This is a genomic window from Streptomyces sp. NPDC046931, assembly GCF_040644655.1.
In the GTDB taxonomy this organism is placed as follows: Bacteria; Actinomycetota; Actinomycetes; order Streptomycetales; family Streptomycetaceae; genus Streptomyces.
Genome location: NZ_JBEYWX010000009.1, coordinates 202,691 through 220,284 on the forward strand (window position 1 = coordinate 202,691; position 17,594 = coordinate 220,284).

Annotated in this window: 18 protein-coding genes; 8 read left to right on the forward strand and 10 right to left on the reverse strand. The window is 71.5% G+C overall.

The window, feature by feature from the left end:
• Window positions 1-18: 18 nt before the first annotated feature.
• Window positions 19-378, forward strand: coding sequence for a hypothetical protein (locus ABZ876_RS18715; protein WP_361781843.1), 360 nt, complete (start codon window positions 19-21; stop codon window positions 376-378).
• 1 nt (window position 379) lies between these two features.
• Window positions 380-808, forward strand: a complete 429-nt coding sequence (locus ABZ876_RS18720; protein WP_361781846.1) for a hypothetical protein — start codon at window positions 380-382, stop codon at window positions 806-808.
• Between the two features lie 52 nt (window positions 809-860).
• On the opposite strand, the gene ABZ876_RS18725 is transcribed toward ABZ876_RS18720, so the two are convergent.
• From ABZ876_RS18725 to ABZ876_RS18735, 3 genes are all read right to left on the reverse strand, one after another.
• On the reverse strand, window positions 861-1,364 hold the full coding sequence (locus ABZ876_RS18725; RefSeq protein ID WP_361781849.1) for a GNAT family N-acetyltransferase: 504 nt from the start codon (window positions 1,362-1,364) through the stop codon (window positions 861-863).
• 45 nt (window positions 1,365-1,409) lie between these two features.
• Window positions 1,410-1,916 carry a sigma-70 family RNA polymerase sigma factor gene (locus tag ABZ876_RS18730; protein WP_361781852.1) on the reverse strand — a complete coding sequence of 169 codons (507 nt, stop codon included), beginning with the start codon at window positions 1,914-1,916 and terminating at the stop codon, window positions 1,410-1,412.
• Window positions 1,917-1,990: 74 nt separating this feature from the next.
• Window positions 1,991-3,166 carry a glycerophosphodiester phosphodiesterase gene (locus ABZ876_RS18735; protein ID WP_361781855.1) on the reverse strand — a complete coding sequence of 392 codons (1,176 nt, stop codon included), beginning with the start codon at window positions 3,164-3,166 and terminating at the stop codon, window positions 1,991-1,993.
• Between the two features lie 337 nt (window positions 3,167-3,503).
• Here ABZ876_RS18735 and ABZ876_RS18740 point away from each other — a divergent pair, with 337 nt between their 5' ends.
• Window positions 3,504-4,193, forward strand: coding sequence for a lysophospholipid acyltransferase family protein (locus tag ABZ876_RS18740; RefSeq protein WP_361781858.1), 690 nt, complete (start codon window positions 3,504-3,506; stop codon window positions 4,191-4,193).
• A gap of 44 nt (window positions 4,194-4,237) precedes the next feature.
• On the opposite strand, the gene ABZ876_RS18745 is transcribed toward ABZ876_RS18740, so the two are convergent.
• From ABZ876_RS18745 to ABZ876_RS18765, 5 genes are all read right to left on the reverse strand, one after another.
• Entirely contained in the window at window positions 4,238-5,761 is a 1,524-nt protein-coding gene (locus tag ABZ876_RS18745; protein ID WP_361781861.1) for an MFS transporter, read from the reverse strand.
• On the reverse strand, window positions 5,758-6,309 hold the full coding sequence (locus tag ABZ876_RS18750) for a helix-turn-helix domain-containing protein (protein ID WP_361781864.1): 552 nt from the start codon (window positions 6,307-6,309) through the stop codon (window positions 5,758-5,760). The genes ABZ876_RS18745 and ABZ876_RS18750 overlap by 4 nt, the downstream gene beginning before the upstream one ends.
• Window positions 6,310-6,387: 78 nt before the next feature.
• A complete protein-coding gene (locus ABZ876_RS18755) occupies window positions 6,388-7,359 on the reverse strand; it encodes an aldo/keto reductase (protein ID WP_361781867.1) in 972 nt (323 codons plus the stop codon).
• Between the two features lie 75 nt (window positions 7,360-7,434).
• Complete coding sequence (argH, locus tag ABZ876_RS18760) at window positions 7,435-8,868, reverse strand: argininosuccinate lyase (protein WP_361781870.1); 1,434 nt, start codon at window positions 8,866-8,868, stop codon at window positions 7,435-7,437.
• A 107-nt stretch (window positions 8,869-8,975) separates the two neighbouring features.
• A complete protein-coding gene (locus ABZ876_RS18765; protein ID WP_361781872.1) occupies window positions 8,976-10,169 on the reverse strand; it encodes an argininosuccinate synthase in 1,194 nt (397 codons plus the stop codon).
• A gap of 341 nt (window positions 10,170-10,510) precedes the next feature.
• Here ABZ876_RS18765 and ABZ876_RS18770 point away from each other — a divergent pair, with 341 nt between their 5' ends.
• Together ABZ876_RS18770 and ABZ876_RS18775 are read left to right on the forward strand one after the other, a co-directional pair.
• Complete coding sequence (locus ABZ876_RS18770; RefSeq protein WP_361781875.1) at window positions 10,511-11,098, forward strand: pyridoxamine 5'-phosphate oxidase family protein; 588 nt, start codon at window positions 10,511-10,513, stop codon at window positions 11,096-11,098.
• Between the two features lie 3 nt (window positions 11,099-11,101).
• Window positions 11,102-11,809 carry a L,D-transpeptidase family protein gene (locus ABZ876_RS18775; RefSeq protein WP_361781878.1) on the forward strand — a complete coding sequence of 236 codons (708 nt, stop codon included), beginning with the start codon at window positions 11,102-11,104 and terminating at the stop codon, window positions 11,807-11,809.
• Here the strand turns inward: ABZ876_RS18775 and ABZ876_RS18780 are convergent.
• Both ABZ876_RS18780 and ABZ876_RS18785 read right to left on the reverse strand, forming a co-directional pair.
• Window positions 11,796-13,265, reverse strand: coding sequence for a HAMP domain-containing sensor histidine kinase (locus ABZ876_RS18780; RefSeq protein WP_361781881.1), 1,470 nt, complete (start codon window positions 13,263-13,265; stop codon window positions 11,796-11,798). The two genes, ABZ876_RS18775 and ABZ876_RS18780, sit on opposite strands and share 14 nt — an antisense overlap.
• Window positions 13,266-13,291: 26 nt before the next feature.
• Window positions 13,292-14,032, reverse strand: a complete 741-nt coding sequence (locus ABZ876_RS18785; protein WP_361781884.1) for a response regulator transcription factor — start codon at window positions 14,030-14,032, stop codon at window positions 13,292-13,294.
• A 229-nt stretch (window positions 14,033-14,261) separates the two neighbouring features.
• Here ABZ876_RS18785 and ABZ876_RS18790 point away from each other — a divergent pair, with 229 nt between their 5' ends.
• The 3 genes from ABZ876_RS18790 to ABZ876_RS18800 all read left to right on the forward strand — a co-directional run bounded on the left by ABZ876_RS18790 (window position 14,262) and on the right by ABZ876_RS18800 (window position 17,584).
• On the forward strand, window positions 14,262-15,608 hold the full coding sequence (locus ABZ876_RS18790) for a ferredoxin reductase family protein (RefSeq protein WP_361781887.1): 1,347 nt from the start codon (window positions 14,262-14,264) through the stop codon (window positions 15,606-15,608).
• 7 nt (window positions 15,609-15,615) lie between these two features.
• Window positions 15,616-16,122 carry an FMN-binding protein gene (locus ABZ876_RS18795; protein WP_361781890.1) on the forward strand — a complete coding sequence of 169 codons (507 nt, stop codon included), beginning with the start codon at window positions 15,616-15,618 and terminating at the stop codon, window positions 16,120-16,122.
• Between the two features lie 124 nt (window positions 16,123-16,246).
• Window positions 16,247-17,584: a ferredoxin reductase family protein gene (locus ABZ876_RS18800; RefSeq protein ID WP_361782081.1), complete on the forward strand. Its 1,338-nt coding sequence runs from the start codon at window positions 16,247-16,249 to the stop codon at window positions 17,582-17,584.
• Window positions 17,585-17,594 lie beyond the last annotated feature (10 nt).

Consider the following 17,594-nt stretch of genomic DNA (forward strand, 5'->3'; position numbering starts at 1 on the left):
CCGTAATAGGGTCGCGGCATGCTTGATGCCCTGACGCCGGCGACCGCTGTCGCCGCGCTGCTGCTCGCCGCCTGGTGCGGCTGGGCGGCCTACCGTGATCAGCCCACGAAGGACTGGCACTTCATCGGCATGGCCGTGGTCACGCTGCTGGCCCTGGTCCAGCTGGCCGTCGGCCTCGTCCAGCTCGGGCGCGGCGAGAAGCCGGAACAGGGCACGACGATCTTCGTGGCGTATCTGCTCGGCGCCTTCGCGTGCGTCCCGGCGGCGGGTTTCATGTCGCTGGCGGAGCGCACGCGCTGGGGTTCGGTGACGGTCGCGGCCGGCGGTGTGGTCCTCGCCGTGCTGGAGGTGCGGCTCTATGACATCTGGGGAGGCTGAGATGGCGGCCACGGAGGAGAGGCCGGCGAAGACACGGCTCATCACCGGGCCCGGCATGCTGCTCGTCTGGCTGTACGGCGTGATGGTGGTCGGGGCGGTGGCGCGCTCGGTCGTGCAGATCTCGGCGCAGTTCGACAAGGCCCCGCTGGCGTACTCGCTGTCCGCTGTGGCCGGAGTCGTCTACGGCTTCATCACGTACTCCCTGGTCCGCGGCGGCGAGACGGCCCGGCGGGCGGCGCTGGTGTGCTGCGGGGCGGAGCTGGTGGGCGTACTCACCGTCGGCACATGGACCCTGGTGGAGCCGTCCGCGTTCCCGGACGCGACCGTCTGGTCCGACTACGGGATGGGGTACCTCTTCATCCCCGTGGTGCTGCCGCTGTCGGCCATGTACTGGCTGCGGAAGGCGCACCCGCGGCAGCAGGGCGCCTGAGCCCCGGCCACCGGCCGGGGGCGGCGCGCCCCTTGCGGGGCGCGGTGCCCTCTCAGGCCGTCGTCGCGTACGTCGACGCCGGTGCCTGCTTCTCCAGCACGATCATCGGCACTCCGTCGGCGCCCTGGGACGTGCCCGCGGCCTCGTAGCCGAGGCGGCGGTACAGGCGCAGGCCGCCCTCGCTGCGGTGGCCCGCGCTGAGGCGGAACTTCTTGGCGCCGCGCTCCTCCGCCAGCGCCGACTCCGCCGCGCGCAGCAGGCGGGCGCCGATGCCGTGGCCCTGAAGCCGCGGGTGCACACACAGCTTGCCGATGGACGCCGCGCCGTCCTCGGTGACGCTGCCGCGCACGGAGCCGACGACCTCCTCACCGAGGCGCGCCACGAACACGCAGTCCGAGGCGACCTCGGCGCGGACCGAGTCCAGGCTCTGGACGAGCGGGTCGATGCGGTAGTTGCCGTACAGCGCGGCCTCGCTCTGGAAGCACAGGTACTGCAGCCTGAAGATCTGCTCGGCGTCCTGTTCGGTCGCCACAGAGATGGTCACGCTCATGCCCATGTGCGCATGCCTCCCGCTCACCTGATCGCCGATGGTCCCCCACTCCTATCCCCGTGGTTCACGGGCCGCAACCTCCGCCGCCAGCAATCGACGTAGACATCCAAGGCATTTGGAACGTTCAGGGCCAAGACTTCCCTGTGAGATACCCAACTCCCCCGCGATTTCCCGATAGGTCAGGTCGTGCGGGGACAGAAGCGCCGCCATGAGACGGGGACAGCGGCCGGGCAGACGGCGCACGGCCGCGTACAGCGCCCGGCGGCGGACCGCCGTCAGGGCCTGCTGCTCGGGATCGCGCCCCGTGTCGTCGGCGGGCTCGGCCCTGTACGGGAGTTCCAGGCGGGCGGTGCGGCGGCCGCGGCGCGCCTCGGCACGGACGGCACGGCGCAGCCATCCCTGCGGGTCGACGGGCGGCCGGTCGCCCTCGAGCCGCTCCAGCAGCCGTAGCCACACCGCCTGTTCCAGATCGCCCGGCTCCATCCCCGACGCGTGCGCCTCCGCCGACGCCTCGGCGGTGAGCAGGGGGCGCAGGGCCGTCAGCATCTCGTGGGTCATATGCGGCGTGACGCGGCCGTCCCGGTGGCGGGTTGCCGGGACGGCCGGGAATCACCCCAATCGGGGTATTCGCGTCAGCCGTTGACTCCCCGGCCGCGCAGGAAGTCCTCGCGGGCGAGCAGTCCGGTGTCGGCGTTGTCGGTGAACACCCCGTCGATGCCGGTCGCGAAGTACGCCTGGTAGGCGCCGAAGACGTCCCCGTAGGCCGCCGGGTCCGTGCCCTTCCGGAAGTTCGCGGGCAGGAAGGTGTTCTCGTTGCGCATCGTGTACGGGTGCAGGATCAGGCCCGCGGCGTGCGCGTCTGCGACGAGCGTGGTCGGCCGGGTGAGGTTGCCGTTCGCGTCCTTGGGGATGACCAGGTCGAGGGTCGGGCCGATGCCCTGGGCGTAGGAGGCGATCTCCGTCAGGCCCTCGGGGGTGACGAGGTCGGCGACCGTGCGCGGGTCGCCGGTCGCGACGAAGTCCCACGGGCGCGTGTTCGCGGCGGACAGCAGCACCACGAGCGGGTTGCCGACCAGCTTGTTCAGCCGCTGGATGCTGGTCGGCTCGAAGGACTGGATGATGACGGGCGAGTTCTTCCGGTCCTTGCCGTGTGCCCGCAGGATCGTCGCGAGCCGCTCCTCCAGGCCGAGGCCCAGCTTGCGGAAGTAGGTGGGGTGCTTGGTCTCGGGGTAGATCCACACCTGCTTGCCCCGCTTGCGGGTCTGCTCGTCCTGCCAGCGGAGCACCTCCTCGAAGGTGGGGATCTCCCAGCGGCCGTCGTAGAGCGTGTTGCGCTGACGGGTGGCCGGGATGCGCTCGACCGCACGCAGGGTCTTCAGCTCGGCGAGGGTGAAGTCCTCGGTGAACCATCCGGTGGTGGTTACGCCGTCCAGGACCTTGGTGGTCTTGCGGCCGGCGAACTCGGGGTGGTCGGCGACGTCGGTGGTACCGCCGATCTCCGGCTCGTGCCGGCACACCAGGTGGCCGTCCTTGGTGGGCACCAGGTCGCCGGCCTCCACGATGTCGGCGCCCAGGTCGAGAGCCAGCTGGTACGAACCGAAGGTGTGCTCCGGGCGGTAGCCGCTGGCGCCCCGGTGCCCGATGACGGTCGGCACCGGCAGCCCCTTCGGCCCGCCGCCGTGCCGTGTGCCCGCGCTCGCGGCACCGGGCAGTGCGAGCACCGCACCGCCCGCGCCCAGCACCGCGGCCCCGAGCAGCGCCCGCCGGCCGGTCCCTCGCCCCTGCTCGTACGACTCCTGCGTCCCCATGGGTTCCTCCCGCCACGCGTGTCGACAGCGAGTCGATCGTAGGGGCGTACGAGTGACGGCCGGGAGACGTACACAGGAACTCGGGACGCACGCGGATCGTCCTGCGGGATGCATGGGTGCGCTCTTGCGGGACACCCGTCGGGTGGCTCCCCATGACAGCCCGTCATCCGCCGGGCGCGACATCCGTCACACCCGCTCGGCGGACGACGGACGTGCAACACGACACCGCCGCAGGTAAACAGTCGACAATGACTCGTATCGACGCGGTGAACCCGATGTGCGGCACACCGGGTCGCGCGAGTATCGTCCTCACCTGCACAGACTCATACCGCATCCCTTGACACCGGAGGGCCCGTTGTCCCGCTTCGCGCTCATCAAGGCAGTGCTCGGACCGATCATGCGCTTGATGTTCCGCCCACGGGTGGAGGGCGCGGAGCACATCCCGGCCGACGGCCCGGTCATCCTGGCGGGCAACCATCTGACGTTCATCGACTCGATCGTGCTGCCGATCGTGACCACGCGGCAGGTGTTCTTCATCGGCAAGGACGAGTACGTCACCGGCAAGGGGCTCAAGGGCCGGCTGATGGCCTGGTTCTTCACGGGCGTCGGCATGATCCCGGTGGACCGGGACGGCGCGAGCGGGGGTGTGGCAGCGCTGATGACCGGCCGCCGGGTGCTGGAGGAGGGCAGGATCTTCGGCATCTACCCGGAGGGCACCCGCTCCCCCGACGGCCGTCTGTACCGCGGCCGCACCGGCATCGCCCGTCTCACCCTGATGACCGGCGCCCCGGTGGTCCCGTTCGCGATGATCGGCACGGACAAGCTTCAGCCGGGCGGTCGCGGTATGCCGCGTCCGGGCCGGGTCACCGTGCGCTTCGGTGAGCCGATGGAGTTCTCCCGGTACGAGGGGATGGACCGGGACCGGTATGTGCTGCGGGCGGTCACCGACTCCGTGATGACCGAGGTCATGCGGCTGTCGGGGCAGGAGTACGTGGACATGTACGCCACGAAGGCGAAGGCCGCGTAGCGGCGTCCGGGGGCGCGCCCCGAGACAGGGCGCGCCCCCGGACGTCACGCGGAACCCTCGAGCCGCTGGCCCCGCAGCAGGAACCACGCTGCCACCGCCGTGGCCAGCAGTACCGCCGCACCCGCGCCCGTGGCCAACCTCAGGCCCTCGAGGAAGGTCTCGCGGGCCGCCGACAGCAGTGCCTCGCCGGTGCTCGTGGGCAGGTGCCGCGCCGCATCGACCGCGCCGCCCAACGACTCGTGGGCCGCGGCCGGGGTGCCCGCCGGCGCCGTGAAGTCGCGGTAGACGCCGGTCACGATGGAACCGAGCAGGGCGATGCCGAGGGCCGCGCCGAGTTCGTAGGCCGTCTCGGAGACCGCCGAGGCGGCTCCCGCCTGTTCCTTGGGCACGCTGGAGAGGATCACGTCCGCGGTCACGGTGAACGACAGGCCGGCGCCCACGCCCACCACCAGCAGTGCGGCCCCGATCAACGGGTAGCCGGTGGCCCGGTCGAGGAGGGTGAGGGCGGCCAGGGCCAGCCCGACCGCGGCGAGCCCGACGGAGACCACCGCGCGCACCGAGAAGCGCCGGGCCGCCGCGCCCGCGACGAGGCCCGCCCCCACCGCGCCGAGGGCGGCGGGCAGTTCGGCGAGTCCCGCCTCGAAGGGCCGCCTGCCCTGCACCAGTTGCAGGTACTGCGACAGGAAGAAGACCAGCCCGGACATGCCGAGGACGGTCAGCAGGTCGGCGAGCACCGCGCCGCTGAAGCCGCGGCGGCTGAACAACCGCATGTCCAGCAGCGGCACCGGAAGCGACAGCTGGCGGCGCACGAAGCCGGCGAGCGCGGCGGCGCCGAGGACACCGGTGGCCGTGACCGGCCAGGTGAGACCGTGTGCGGCCGCCTCCTTGACCGCGTACACGACGCCCACCATGCCGACGAGCGACAGCACGACGCTGATCAGGTCCCAGGGGCCGGGGTCCGGGTTGCGGGACTCGGGCAGCGTGCGGATGCCGACGAGGACGAGGACCACCATCACGGGCACGTTGATGAGGAAGACCGAGCCCCACCAGAAGTGTTCGAGCAGGAAACCTCCGGTGATCGGGCCGACTGCCGTACCGGCCGAGGCGGTGGCGCCCCAGATCCCGACCGCGAGGCTGCGTTCGCGGGGGTCCTGGAAGATGTTGCGTATCAGGGCGAGCGTGGCGGGCATGAGGGTCGCACCCGCGACGCCGAGCAGCGCCCGCGCGAGAATCATCGTCCCCGCGGTCGCCGCATAGGCGTTGAGGACGGATATCAGACCGAAGGCCGTGGCGCCGCCGAGCAGGATCCGCTTGCGGCCGATGCGGTCGCCGAGGCTGCCCATGGACACGAGCAGACCGGCGATGACGAACGAGTAGACGTCCCCGATCCACAGCAGCTGGGTGCCGGACGGCTCCAGGTCCTCGCTGATGTAGGGGGTGGCGAGGCCGAGGACGGTCGCGTCCACGGCCACCAGCAGCACGGCGAGCACGAGGACCGAGAGCGCGAGCCACCGGCCCGGCCGCTTCTCCGCCCGGGTCGCGAGAGCCGGCTGCAAGGTGCTGGTCATGGTTCCTCTCTCCTGAGGGCGCCGCCGAGGAACAGCTCGACGATCATGTAGGTGAAGTCCTTGGGGGCCAGACGGCCCTCCGTCATCGCCCAGGCACCCGAGGCCAGCAGGCCGTACAGGGCGTCGGTGAGCCAGGCCGGGGTGAGGTCGATGCGGAACTCGCCGCTCGCCTGGCCGCGCCGGAACAGCGCGGCCATCCGGGCGTCGATCCGGGCCCAGCCCGCGTTCTGCTCCTCGCCCTCGTAGAGCTGGTTCTCGCTGTAGAGGAAGGCGAGGAGGGCCGCGGCGGACTCGATCTCCGTCAGGAACCGGCGCAGGGCTTCCTGCGCCGGGCCGTCGTCGAGCCGTGCGGCGTCCAGCGCCGCCTCGCACTCCTCGATGCCGAGCGCCTCCAGGGCTCGTACGAGCGCGTCGCGTCCGGCGAAATGGCGGTGCAGCGTGGCCCGGCTGATCCCGGCCGCCCTGGCGACCTCGTCCATGGTGGCGGTGGACTTCCGGGTGAGCAGGGCGGCTGCGCTGCGCAGCACGTGGTCACGGTCGACGGCCATGAGACGATGATAGCGGACGTGAGACGTCTTTGTCTCATGTGAGGCGTGAATGTCTCAGACCGCGCTGTCGACGGGACATCAGTGCCAGGGCAGCTGTCCGCGCCGCTCCCAGTACGCGCGCGGCTCCTCGGCCAGGGCCTCCAGCCGGGCGAGCTGGTCCTCGTCGAGGTCCACGGCGGCGGCGTGCAGGTTGGAGGCGAGCTGGGCCGTGGTGGCGGCACCGGAGAGGACGACATCGGCCCAGGGCCGGCGAAGGACCACGGCGAGGGCGACCGCGTCGGAGCCCAGCGACGTCTGCTCGGCCACGGCCTTCAGCGCTTCGGGCGCATACGGGTCCGCCAGCCGGCCGTTGGCCATGCCCTCCTTGACGATGACGGCGAGCCCGGCGTCATGGGCCTCCGCGAGCGCGGGGCCGGCCGAGGTCTCCAGGAGGTTGTACGTGGACTGGACGGTACGGAAGAGGGGTTCGCCGTCCACGGTCACGGCGAGCGCGGCGCGGATCGCGTCGGCCTGCGCCGGGCCGCTGGTGGAGAAGCCGATGGTGAGGCCCTCCGACGCGGCCTCGGCGAGCCTCGCGTGGAGTTCCTTGTCGGTGAGCGCGGGGCTGTCGGGGGTCACCGAGTGGATCTGGTAGAGGTCCAGCCGCTCGCCGAGCAGGGCGGCGGTCTCGGCCCGCTGCCGCTCGTAGGTCGCGGCACTGTGGTCCTTGACCTCGTGCTGCTCGGCGTCGGTGGTCCAGCCCGCGGTGTAGGCGTAGCCCCACTTGCTGCCGACGACGACGTCGTCGATCTCGGGGCGGGCGTTCAGCCAGCCGACGAGGAACTCCTCGGAGCGGCCGTAGGAGCGGGCCACGTCGAAGTAGCGGACGCCCTGGGCGTAGGCGGCGTCGAGCAGTTCACGGGTGCGCTGGCGCAGGGCTTCGACGCTGCGGTCGGACGGGAGGTCCTGCTCGCGGCCGAGATTGATGTAGCCGGGACGGCCGACCGCGGCGAGGCCCAGGCCGAGGTGGCAGGTGGGAGTCGTTGCTGAGGCCAGTCGGGCGAAGGGCATCGTGGGCTCCCTTGGGTCGGCTCCATGCGGCTGTCGACCAACGTAACCCGCGACGCCCTTCGTATACGCGACCTGCTACTTCTTCTGCTTCGCGGTGGCCCACGCATGCTGGGCCGCCAGGTCCGCCTTCACCTCGGCGAGCTGGGCGGCGACCGCCTCGGGTGCCGTGCCACCGCGGCCGTTGCGGGAGGCCAGGGCACCGGGGACGTCGAGGACGGTGCGGACCTCCGGGGTGAGATGGGCGCTGATCTTGGCGAACTGCTCGTCCGTGAGCTCGTCCAGCTCCTTGCCCTCGGCCTCCGCCGCCTTCACGCACTCACCGGCGACTTCGTGCGCGACCCGGAAGGGCACACCCTGCCTGACCAGCCACTCGGCGATATCGGTGGCGAGTGAGAAACCGGCCGGCGCCAGTTCCTCCATGCGCTCACGGTGCACGGTCAGCGTGGCCATCATGCCGGTGAAGGCCGGGAGCAGGACCTCCAGCTGGTCGATGGAGTCGAAGACGGGCTCCTTGTCCTCCTGGAGGTCGCGGTTGTACGCGAGCGGCAGGGCCTTCAGGGTGGCGAGGAGCCCCGTCAGATTGCCGATCAGACGGCCGCTCTTGCCGCGCGCCAGCTCCGCGATGTCCGGGTTCTTCTTCTGCGGCATGATCGAGGAGCCGGTGGAGAAGGCGTCGTGGAGGGTGACGAAGGAGAACTCCTTCGTGTTCCAGATGATGACCTCCTCGGCGATCCGGGAGAGGTTCACGCCGATCATCGCGGTGATGAAGGCGAACTCGGCGACGAAGTCGCGCGAGGCGGTGCCGTCGATGGAGTTGGCCGAGCTGCCGTGCTCGAAGCCGAGGTCCCTGGCTACCGCCTCCGGGTCGAGACCGAGGCTGCTGCCCGCGAGCGCGCCCGAGCCGTACGGCGAGACGGCCGTGCGCTGGTCCCACTGGCGCAGCCGCTCGGCGTCCCGGGACAGTGCCTGGACGTGTGCGAGCACATGGTGCGCGAAGAGCACCGGCTGGGCGTGCTGAAGATGGGTGCGACCGGGCATCGCCACGTCCGGGTGCGCCTCCGCGAGGCCGACCAGGGCGTCCTGGAGTTCGGCGATCAGGCCGCCGATGATGCGGGCGTGGTCGCGCAGATACATCCGGAACAGGGTGGCGACCTGGTCGTTGCGGGAGCGGCCCGCGCGCAGCTTGCCGCCGAGGTCGGGGCCGAGGCGTTCGAGGAGGCCGCGCTCCAGGGCGGTGTGGACGTCCTCGTCGGCGATGGTGCCCGTGAATTCGCCCGAGGCCACGTCGGCCTCGAGCCGGTCCAGACCGCCGAGCATCCGGGTCAGCTCGTCGTCGGTGAGGAGCCCCGCGCGGTGCAGCACGCGCGCATGGGCGCGGGAACCCGCGATGTCGTACGGCGCCAGCCGCCAGTCGAAGTGGACGGACGCGGACAGCTTGGCCAGGGCCTCGGCGGGTCCGTCGGCGAAACGGCCGCCCCACAGCCGTACGTCACCGCTGTTGCTGCTCACTGCTGTACTCCTCGGAAGGTGGGGATGTGCCACCGCCTCCCCACCCGGGAGTGAGGAGGCGGCTGCACGCTCATGCGTGTGTCGGGCAGTGCGAAGGACCCTGCGTCCTACACGAGGTCCCGCTTGGCGGCGATCTTCGACGACAGGCTGTAGATGTCGATGAAGCCCTTGGCCGCGGACTGGTCGAACGTGTCCCCGGTGTCGTAGGTCGCGAGGTCGAAGTCGTACAGCGACTCCTGGGAGCGCCGGCCGGTGACGACAGCACGGCCGCCGTGCAGGGTCATGCGGACGTCGCCGGAGACGTGCCGGTTGGCCTCGTCGACGAAGCCGTCCAGGGCACGCTTGAGCGGGGAGAACCACTGGCCGTCGTAGACCAGCTCGCCCCAGCGCTGCTCGACCTGCCGCTTGTAGCGGGCGAGTTCGCGCTCGACGGTGACGTTCTCCAGCTCCTGGTGGGCGGTGATCAGGGCGATCGCGCCCGGAGCCTCGTACACCTCGCGGGACTTGATGCCGACGAGCCGGTCCTCGACCATGTCGATCCGGCCGATGCCCTGGGCGCCGGCCCGCTCGTTGAGCTGCTGGATGGCCTGGAGGACCGTGACTGGCTTGCCGTCGATGGCGACCGGGGCGCCCTCCTTGAAGGTGATGATCACCTCGTCGGCGTCGCGGAGCTCGGCCGGGTTGGAGGTGTACTCGTAGATGTCCTCGATCGGGGCGTTCCAGATGTCCTCGAGGAAGCCGGTCTCGATGGCCCGGCCGAAGACGTTCTGGTCGATGGAGTACGGGGACTTCTTGGTGGTCGCGATCGGCAGGCCCTTGGCCTCGCAGAAGGCGATGGCCTTGTCCCGGGTCATCGCGTAGTCACGGACGGGGGCGATGCACTTGAGGTCGGGGGCGAGGGCGACGATGCCGGCCTCGAAGCGGACCTGGTCGTTGCCCTTGCCGGTGCAGCCGTGGGCGACCGTGGTGGCGCCGTGCTTCTTGGCGGCGGCGACCAGGTGCTTGACGATCGTCGGCCGGGACAGGGCGGAGACGAGCGGGTAGCGGTCCATGTAGAGGGCGTTTGCCTTGATCGCCGGGAGGCAGTACTCGTCGGCGAACTCGTCCTTGGCATCGGCGACCTCGGCTTCGACGGCACCGCACGCGAGCGCGCGCTTGCGGATGACGTCCAGATCCTCGCCGCCCTGGCCGACGTCCACGGCGACGGCGATGACCTCGGCGCCGGTCTCCTCTGCGATCCAGCCGATGGCGACGGAGGTGTCCAGACCGCCGGAGTAGGCGAGTACGACGCGCTCGGTCACGGGTTTCTCCCTCACAGTGCATTCGCTGATATGCATGAGTATGCAGGGTCCTGCATGGTTCGTCAATCTCATCGCCCCCGTGGCGCGGTTTCGAAAGGTGGTTCCAAAACTCTTGAACGCCCGGAGCCGCTCACCCGTACCTCTCGCCGGACGCAGGTGCCGCGTCGGCCACCGGGCCACAGGGCCTGTCCTCCCTGGCCGCCTGCACGCTCACCGAGTGACGTGACAGGCACCGTGGCCGCCCCGCGCGCCGGCCGGGGCGGCCACGAACCCTCCGACGGGACCCGCCGGAGGCCGCAATTCCTTAGACAGCCGAAAGACCTTCTCCGATAATCGGCGGCATGGGAAAGACCTATGAGCGCATAGACGGCAGACTGCGGACGTTCATCGAGGCACAGCCCCTGTTCTTCACCGCCACCGCTCCTCTCGACGCCGACGGCACGGTCAACCTCTCCCCCAAGGGACTCAAGGGCTCCTTCGCCGTCGTCGACGAGCGCACCGTGGCCTACCTCGACTTCGCCGGGTCCAACGCCGAGACCATCGCGCACCTGCGGGAGAACGGCCGGATCACCCTGATGTGGTGCGCCTTCCAGGGCCCGCCGAACATCGTGCGGGTGCACGGCCGCGGAGAGCCGGTCTTCCGTGACGACCCGCGCTTCGGGGATCTCCTCGCGCACTTCCCGGGCATCGACCCGGCCCCGCACGGCCTGCGCGCGATCATCGTCGTGACGGCGGAACACATCCGGGACACCTGTGGCTACGCGGTCCCCTTCATGGCGTACCAGCAGGACCGCGATCTGCACGCCAAGCGCTTCGCACGCGAGGACGACGCCTCCCTCGATGCGTACTTCCGGAGGAAAGAGCACGTGGAAACCAGCCTCGACGGCCTGCCGGGACTTCCGTTGCCGCTGCCGCCGTCTACGTTCTGAGCCATGCGCTCCGGTGTCGTCGCCGCCCTCGCCTCCGCTCCCCTCCTCCTGCTGCTCGGCGCCGCGCCGTACCCCGTCGGGGAGGTCCCGCTGCCCGGGCGGATGGCGGACACCGGCGGCGGCACCCAGCTGATCACCGCGGAGGCGTCCACGACCGCCGCGACCTCGGGCACGGTCACCTGGTGGGACCGCCGGGGCGGGCAATGGGTGAAGGCCGGTTCGGCGGCCGCGCGCTTCGGCGCGCGAGGCCTCGTGGAGGGCACCTCGCGCAGGCAGGGCACCAGCACGACTCCGACGGGCCTGTACGACCTGCCGTACGCATTCGGCATCGCGGCCGCCCCCGCGGGGGTCAAGGAGCCGTATCGCCGGGTGCACCAGAACTCCTGGTGGTGCCAGGACAACAACGCGCGCTCCTACAACCGCTGGACGGAGCCGCTCCCGGCCGACTGCCGGGACTCGGAGGCGGAGCACCTCATCGCCTACGACCCCCAGTACTCCCTCGCCTTGGTCATCGGCTTCAACTACCACGCCCCGGTGCGGGGACGCGGCGCCGGCATCTTCCTGCACGTCAACGGCGAGGCGGCGACGTCGGGCTGTGTGTCGGTGCCGCAGGACGCGATGCGGAGGATCCTGGCCTGGGCGGATCCCGCCCGGGCACCGCACATGGCGATCGGAACGAGCGGCGGGGCCACCGCGCTCACGCGCTACTGAGCGCGCCGGCCGGCAGCCGTACGGTGAACGTCGTCGCGCCGGGGCGGGTGTCCAGCCCCACCGTTCCTCCGTGCGCCTCCGTCACCGCCGCCACGATCGCCAGGCCCAGCCCCGCGCCGCCGCCATGGTGGTCCGGGCGGCGGCGGTGGTCGGCCCGGGTGAAGCGTTCGAAGACGCCGGAGCGGATGTCGTCGGGCACTCCGGGACCGTCGTCGTGGACCCCGAGGACGGCCGTCGTTCCCTCGGTCTCCAGCGTGGCCACCACCGCGGTGCCCGCAGGTGTGTGCAGACGCGCGTTGGCCAGCAGATTGGCCAGCACCTGCTGCAACCGATGCGTGTCGCCGACCACCGTCACCGGTTCCTCGGGCAGCTCCATCGTCCAGCGGTGGCCGGGGCCCGCGGCCCGCGCGTCCGTGACCGCGTCGAGGACCAGGCGGGTGAGGTCGACGGGACGGCGCTCCAGCGGACGGCCCGCGTCCAGCCGGGCCAGCAGCAGCAGATCGTCGACCATCTCGCCCATGCGCGTCGACTCCGCGGCGATCCGCTCCAGGGCACGGTGCACCTCGGGCGGGACCGGACCCGGGTTCAGCAGCGCCAGCTCGGCATGGCCGCGGACCGAGGCGACCGGCGTGCGCAGCTCGTGGCTGGCGTCGGCGGCGAAGCCGCGCAGCCGTTCCTCGACGGCGTGGCGCTTGGTCAGCGCGTCCTCGACATGGCCGAGCATGCGGTTGAAGGCGGTGGCGACCCGGCCCACCTCGCTGCGCGGATCACTCTCGGGTGCCCGCGGCGGCAGCGCGACCTCGCCATTGGCGAGCGGCAGCTCGCTGACCCGGGCCGCGGTGTCGGCGACCCGGCTGAGCGGCCGCAGGGACCAGCGCACCCAGAGGGCGCCGGCCACCCCGGTGACCGCGAGGGCCGCGCCGAAGACGACGGCGGCGACCAGTTCCAGCCGGTGCACCGTGGCCTGAACCGGTTCCAGCGGAAGCCCGGTGAGCAGGACGTCGCCGTCCCGGCCGGTCGCAGCCATCACCCGGTAACCGCCCAGAGCCGACAGATGGACGCTGTGACCCCTGCCGTCCGTGCGGACCGCCGTGAGTGTGCGCACGTCCCGGGCGCTCAGCGGAGCGGTCAGATCGGTGCTCTGGTCGCCGGGGCGCACCACCGCCGCCTGGGTGACCGTGTCGCCGACCAGCCGGGCGCCGAAGGTGCCGGCGGGCTGCTTGCGCGTGTCACCGTGTTCGTCACCGTCGTGGTCCGAGGGTCTGACGCCGTGCTCGAGGCTCGCCGGGAACCGCGGGCCGGTCTCGCGCAGCTGCTGGTCCAGCCGCCCGGTGAGAAAGCCGTCGAGTTCCACCACGGCGGCCACCCCGACGGCGGCGCAGCTGAGCGCGAGCAGCACGACGAGCCCGGCGGTGAGCCGGGCCCGCAGGGTGCGCGGCCGGGGCAGGCGCCGCACCCGCCGTACCCCCGCCGGTCCGGCCCTCACCGGGTCACCGGCTTCATCACGTATCCGGCCCCGCGCACGGTGTGGATCATGGGTTCGCGGCCGGCGTCCACCTTCTTGCGCAGGTACGAGATGTAGAGCTCGACGACATGGGCCCGGCCACCGAAGTCGTACGACCACACCCGGTCGAGGATCTGTGCCTTGCTGAGCACGCGCCGGGGATTGCGCATCAAGAAGCGCAGCAGTTCGAACTCGGTGGGCGACAGGTCGATCAGCTCACCGGCCCGGGCCACCTCACGGGCCTCCTCGTCCATGACCAGGTCCCCGACGGTCAGCCGGGGACCCTCCTCCAGCTGCCGGGCCATTCCGGCGCGGCGCAGCAGCCCGCGCAGCCGGGCGACGACCTCCTCCAGGCTGAACGGTTTGGTCACGTAATCGTCGCCGCCCGCGGTGATGCCGGCGATGCGGTCCTCGACGGCGTCCCGCGCGGTGAGGAACAGCACACACACATCCGGCTTCACACCGTGCAGGGAGCGCAGCACCGCGAAACCGTCGGTGTCCGGCAGCATCACGTCCAGGACGACGGCGTCGGGCATGAGGTCGCGGGCCTCGGCGAGGGCGGTGGCCCCGTCGCCGGCCGTGCGGACGTTCCAGCCTTCGTAGCGCAGGGCCCCGGACAGCACCTCGGCGAGGTCCGGGTCGTCGTCGACGACGAGGACACGCACGGGCGTGCCGTCGGGACGGGACAGAGCGGGGCGGCCGGTTCTGGGTGTGTTCATCGCACTCACCAGGATCCCTCGCGTCCCGGGCGGCCGGTGCCGCCGGAGCCTCTGAGTTCGCTGTGAGTGTCCGGCGCCCTCCACCCCGCGTGCCCGGTACCTCGCGCCGGGTGACCTGCGCGGCGCCCCTTCGCCGGCTGCTCCGCTCAGGACGGACTCATGTTCCTCAGAGCGGCCTCAGAGGTTCCGCCTGCACAGTTGCGTCCTCGACGCCCGAAAGGAACCGCTCATGACCACGGTGTACGAGCAGCAGGCGCCACCGGTGCCGATCGTCCGGCGCTCCCCGGCCCCCCTGCTGCCGGCCGTCCTGTGGGCCGGGGCGGCCGCCGTCGTCGCCCTGTGGTGGCAGAACACCGGATCGGTGGTGGGCACGGCCGGCCGGCTCACCGGGGCGGGCCGGATCGCCGGGCTGCTGTGCGGGTACGCCTGTGCGGTGCTGGTCGGGCTGATGGCCCGGGTGCCGCTGCTGGAGCGGCGGATCGGCTCGGACCGGGTGGCCCGATGGCACGCGATGGCCGGGCGGTACACGGTCTGCCTGCTGATCGCGCACATCGCCCTGACCATCGCCGGGTACGCCGCCCAGGACCGGGTCTCGCTCGTGCACGAGACGCTCACGGTGGTCCTCGACTACCCGGAGATGATCAAGGCGACTCTGGGGACGGTCATCCTGTTCGCCGTCGGGGTCACGTCGATGCGCGCCGTCCGCCGGCGGACCCGCCACGAGTTCTGGTACTACGTCCACCTGCTCACCTACGCCGCGGTCTTCCTCGCGTTCGGTCATCAGCTGGCTCTGGGCGCGGAGTTCGCCGGGAACCCCCTCGCGCAGGGTGTCTGGTACGCGCTGTACGTGGGTGTCGCGGCCCTGGTGGTGTGGTTCCGGATCCTCGCCCCCGTGCGGCTGAACCTGCGGCACCGGCTCCGGGTGGAGGCGGTGCACCAGGAGGCGCGGGGGGTGTGGTCCGTGGTCGTGCAGGGCCGGCGGCTGGACGAACTGGGCGCGGAGCCGGGGCAGTTCTTCCGCTGGCGGTTCCTCGCGGACGGCTTGCGCTGGACGTCGACACCGTACTCCCTGTCGGCGCCGCCTCGCCCCACCCGGCTGCGCATCACCGTCAAGGCGCTCGGCGACCACAGCACATCGGTCGCCCTGCTGCGGCCGGGCACCCGGGTGTGGGCGGAGGGCCCGTACGGATCGCTGACCGCCGACCGGCGGACCACCGGCAAGTCGCTGCTGATCGCGGCCGGTGTCGGCATCACCCCGCTGCGGGCCCTGTTCGAGACGCTGCCGGGCGAGGTGACGCTGCTGTACCGGGCACGCTCGGCCGACGACCTGGCGCTGGGCGGCGAATTGGAGGCCATAGCCCGGTGGCGCGGCGCCCGGGTGCTGTACGCCCTCAACGGTTCGGACGGCTCGCGCCCGCGCCTGACACCGGGTGCGCTGCACGGTGCGGTGCCCGCACTCGCCGACCACGACGTCTTTCTGTGCGGTCCGCCCGGGTTCGCCGAGGACATGTACGAGGCGCTGCGGGCGGCCGGGATCCCGGACCGCCGTATCCACCACGAGTCATTCGAGCTGTGAGGACGTCATGCACCCGTTGAAGAGGAAGAGCCCGCTGCGGCGGATCGTGCTGGCGAGCGCCGCCACGGTGTCCGGCACAGTGATACTGCTGTCGCTGAAACCGCACACGTCACCGTCGGTCGCGCTGGGAGCGCACGCGCCGTCGGGTTCGCGCGCGTCAAGCGTCCCGGGCGGCTCGAAGGGTTCCGACGGATCGAGCGGCCCGACCGGTTCGGGCGGATCCGGCGGGTCCGCCGGCAGCAAGACCGTCACCGGGACCTCCGTACCGACCCGGTGGGGTCCCGTCCAGGTCCGCGTCACGATGACGAAGGGCAGGATCACCGACGTCACGGCGGTGGACTATCCCCAGGACAACCCCAGGGACCAGGAGATCAACGGCTATGCGCTCCCGCAGCTGAGGAGGGAGGTCCTCGCCGCGCAGAGCGCGAGCATCGACACGGTCTCCGGGGCCAGTTACACCAGCGAGGGTTACCGCCAGTCACTCCAGTCGGCCCTGGACTCCGCGGGCCTTTGAACGCGGGGCAGGTCCCGCACGTACCTCTGGGCCAAGGGGGCCGATGGCCTCACCCGTCTTACGCAGGACCACGGAGGAGACCGTGTCCACGATCGCCGGTGGCCGCGCCGCGCGGCGCCAGACGATGCGCGCCATCCGCCCACGCCGCTCCCCTGCCGTCCCGCTGCTGGCCGCCGTCTGGGCGGGCGCGGCGGGCGTCATCTGGCTGTGGTGGATGAACACGCCGTCCATCGCCGACAACAACAGCAGGATCCTCAACGCGGGGCGGATCACCGGCCTGCTCGCCGGCTATCTGATGGCCCTCGTCGTGCTCCAGATGGCGCGGGTGCCCGCTCTGGAGCGGCGGGTCGGCTCCGACCGGGTCGCGCGCTGGCACGCCATGACCGGCCGGTACACCATCTGTCTGGTCCTCGCCCACCTCTTCCTGACCATGTGGGGCTACGCCCTGCAGAACGGCAAGGGGCTGGGCGGGATCGTGCAGCAGACCATCGACTCCATCAACCAGCTGCCGGACGTGGGCAAGGCCACCATCGGCACGGGCCTGCTGGTGCTCATCGGGCTGATCTCGATCGGCCCGGTCCGCCGCAGAATCTCGTACGACCTGTGGTACCACGTCCATCTGCTGACCTACGCGGCCACGTACCTGTCGTTCTGGCACCAGCTGTCGACCGGCAACGAGTTCGCCGTCCAGCCCGAGGCCAAGACCGCCTGGTACGCCCTCTACGGCTCGGTGACCGCGCTCGTCGTCTGGTTCCGGATCCTGACGCCGATCCGGCTGAACCTGCGGCACCGGCTGCGGGTCGCGGCGGTCATCGAGGAGACGCCCGGCGTGGTCTCGGTGCTGATGACCGGGCAGAAGCTGCACCGGATGGGCGCGGAGGCCGGGCAGTTCTTCCGCTGGCGCTTCCTCGCTCCCGGTATGCGGTTCAGCTCGCACCCGTACTCGCTGTCGGCTGCGCCCCGCCCCCAGATGCTCCGCATCACCGTGAAGGCGATCGGCGACCACAGCTCCGCGCTGCGTGACCTCCAGCCCGGCACCCGGGTGTGGGCGGAGGGTCCCTACGGCGCGCTGACGGCGGACCGCCGCAGCCGCGGCAAGGTGCTGCTGGTGGCCGGCGGCGTCGGCATCACGCCGATGCGGGCGCTGTTCGAGACACTGCCCGGCGCGCCCGGCGACCTGACCCTCCTCTACCGGGCCAACACCACCCAGGACCTGGCCCTGTGGGACGAGCTGGCCCAGATCGCCGAGGAGCGCGGCGCCCGGCTGATGTACGCGGTCAACAGCCCGGACGGGGAGCGCCCGGACATCTCGGCCGACACCCTGCGCCGGAAGCTGCCGGACATCGACCACCACGACGTCTTCATGTGCGGACCGCCCGGCTTCGCGCAGCAGGTGTACGAGGCACTGCGCGGCGCGGGGGTTCCCGCCCGCCGCATCCATCACGAGTCGTTCGAGATGTGAGCGACGGGAT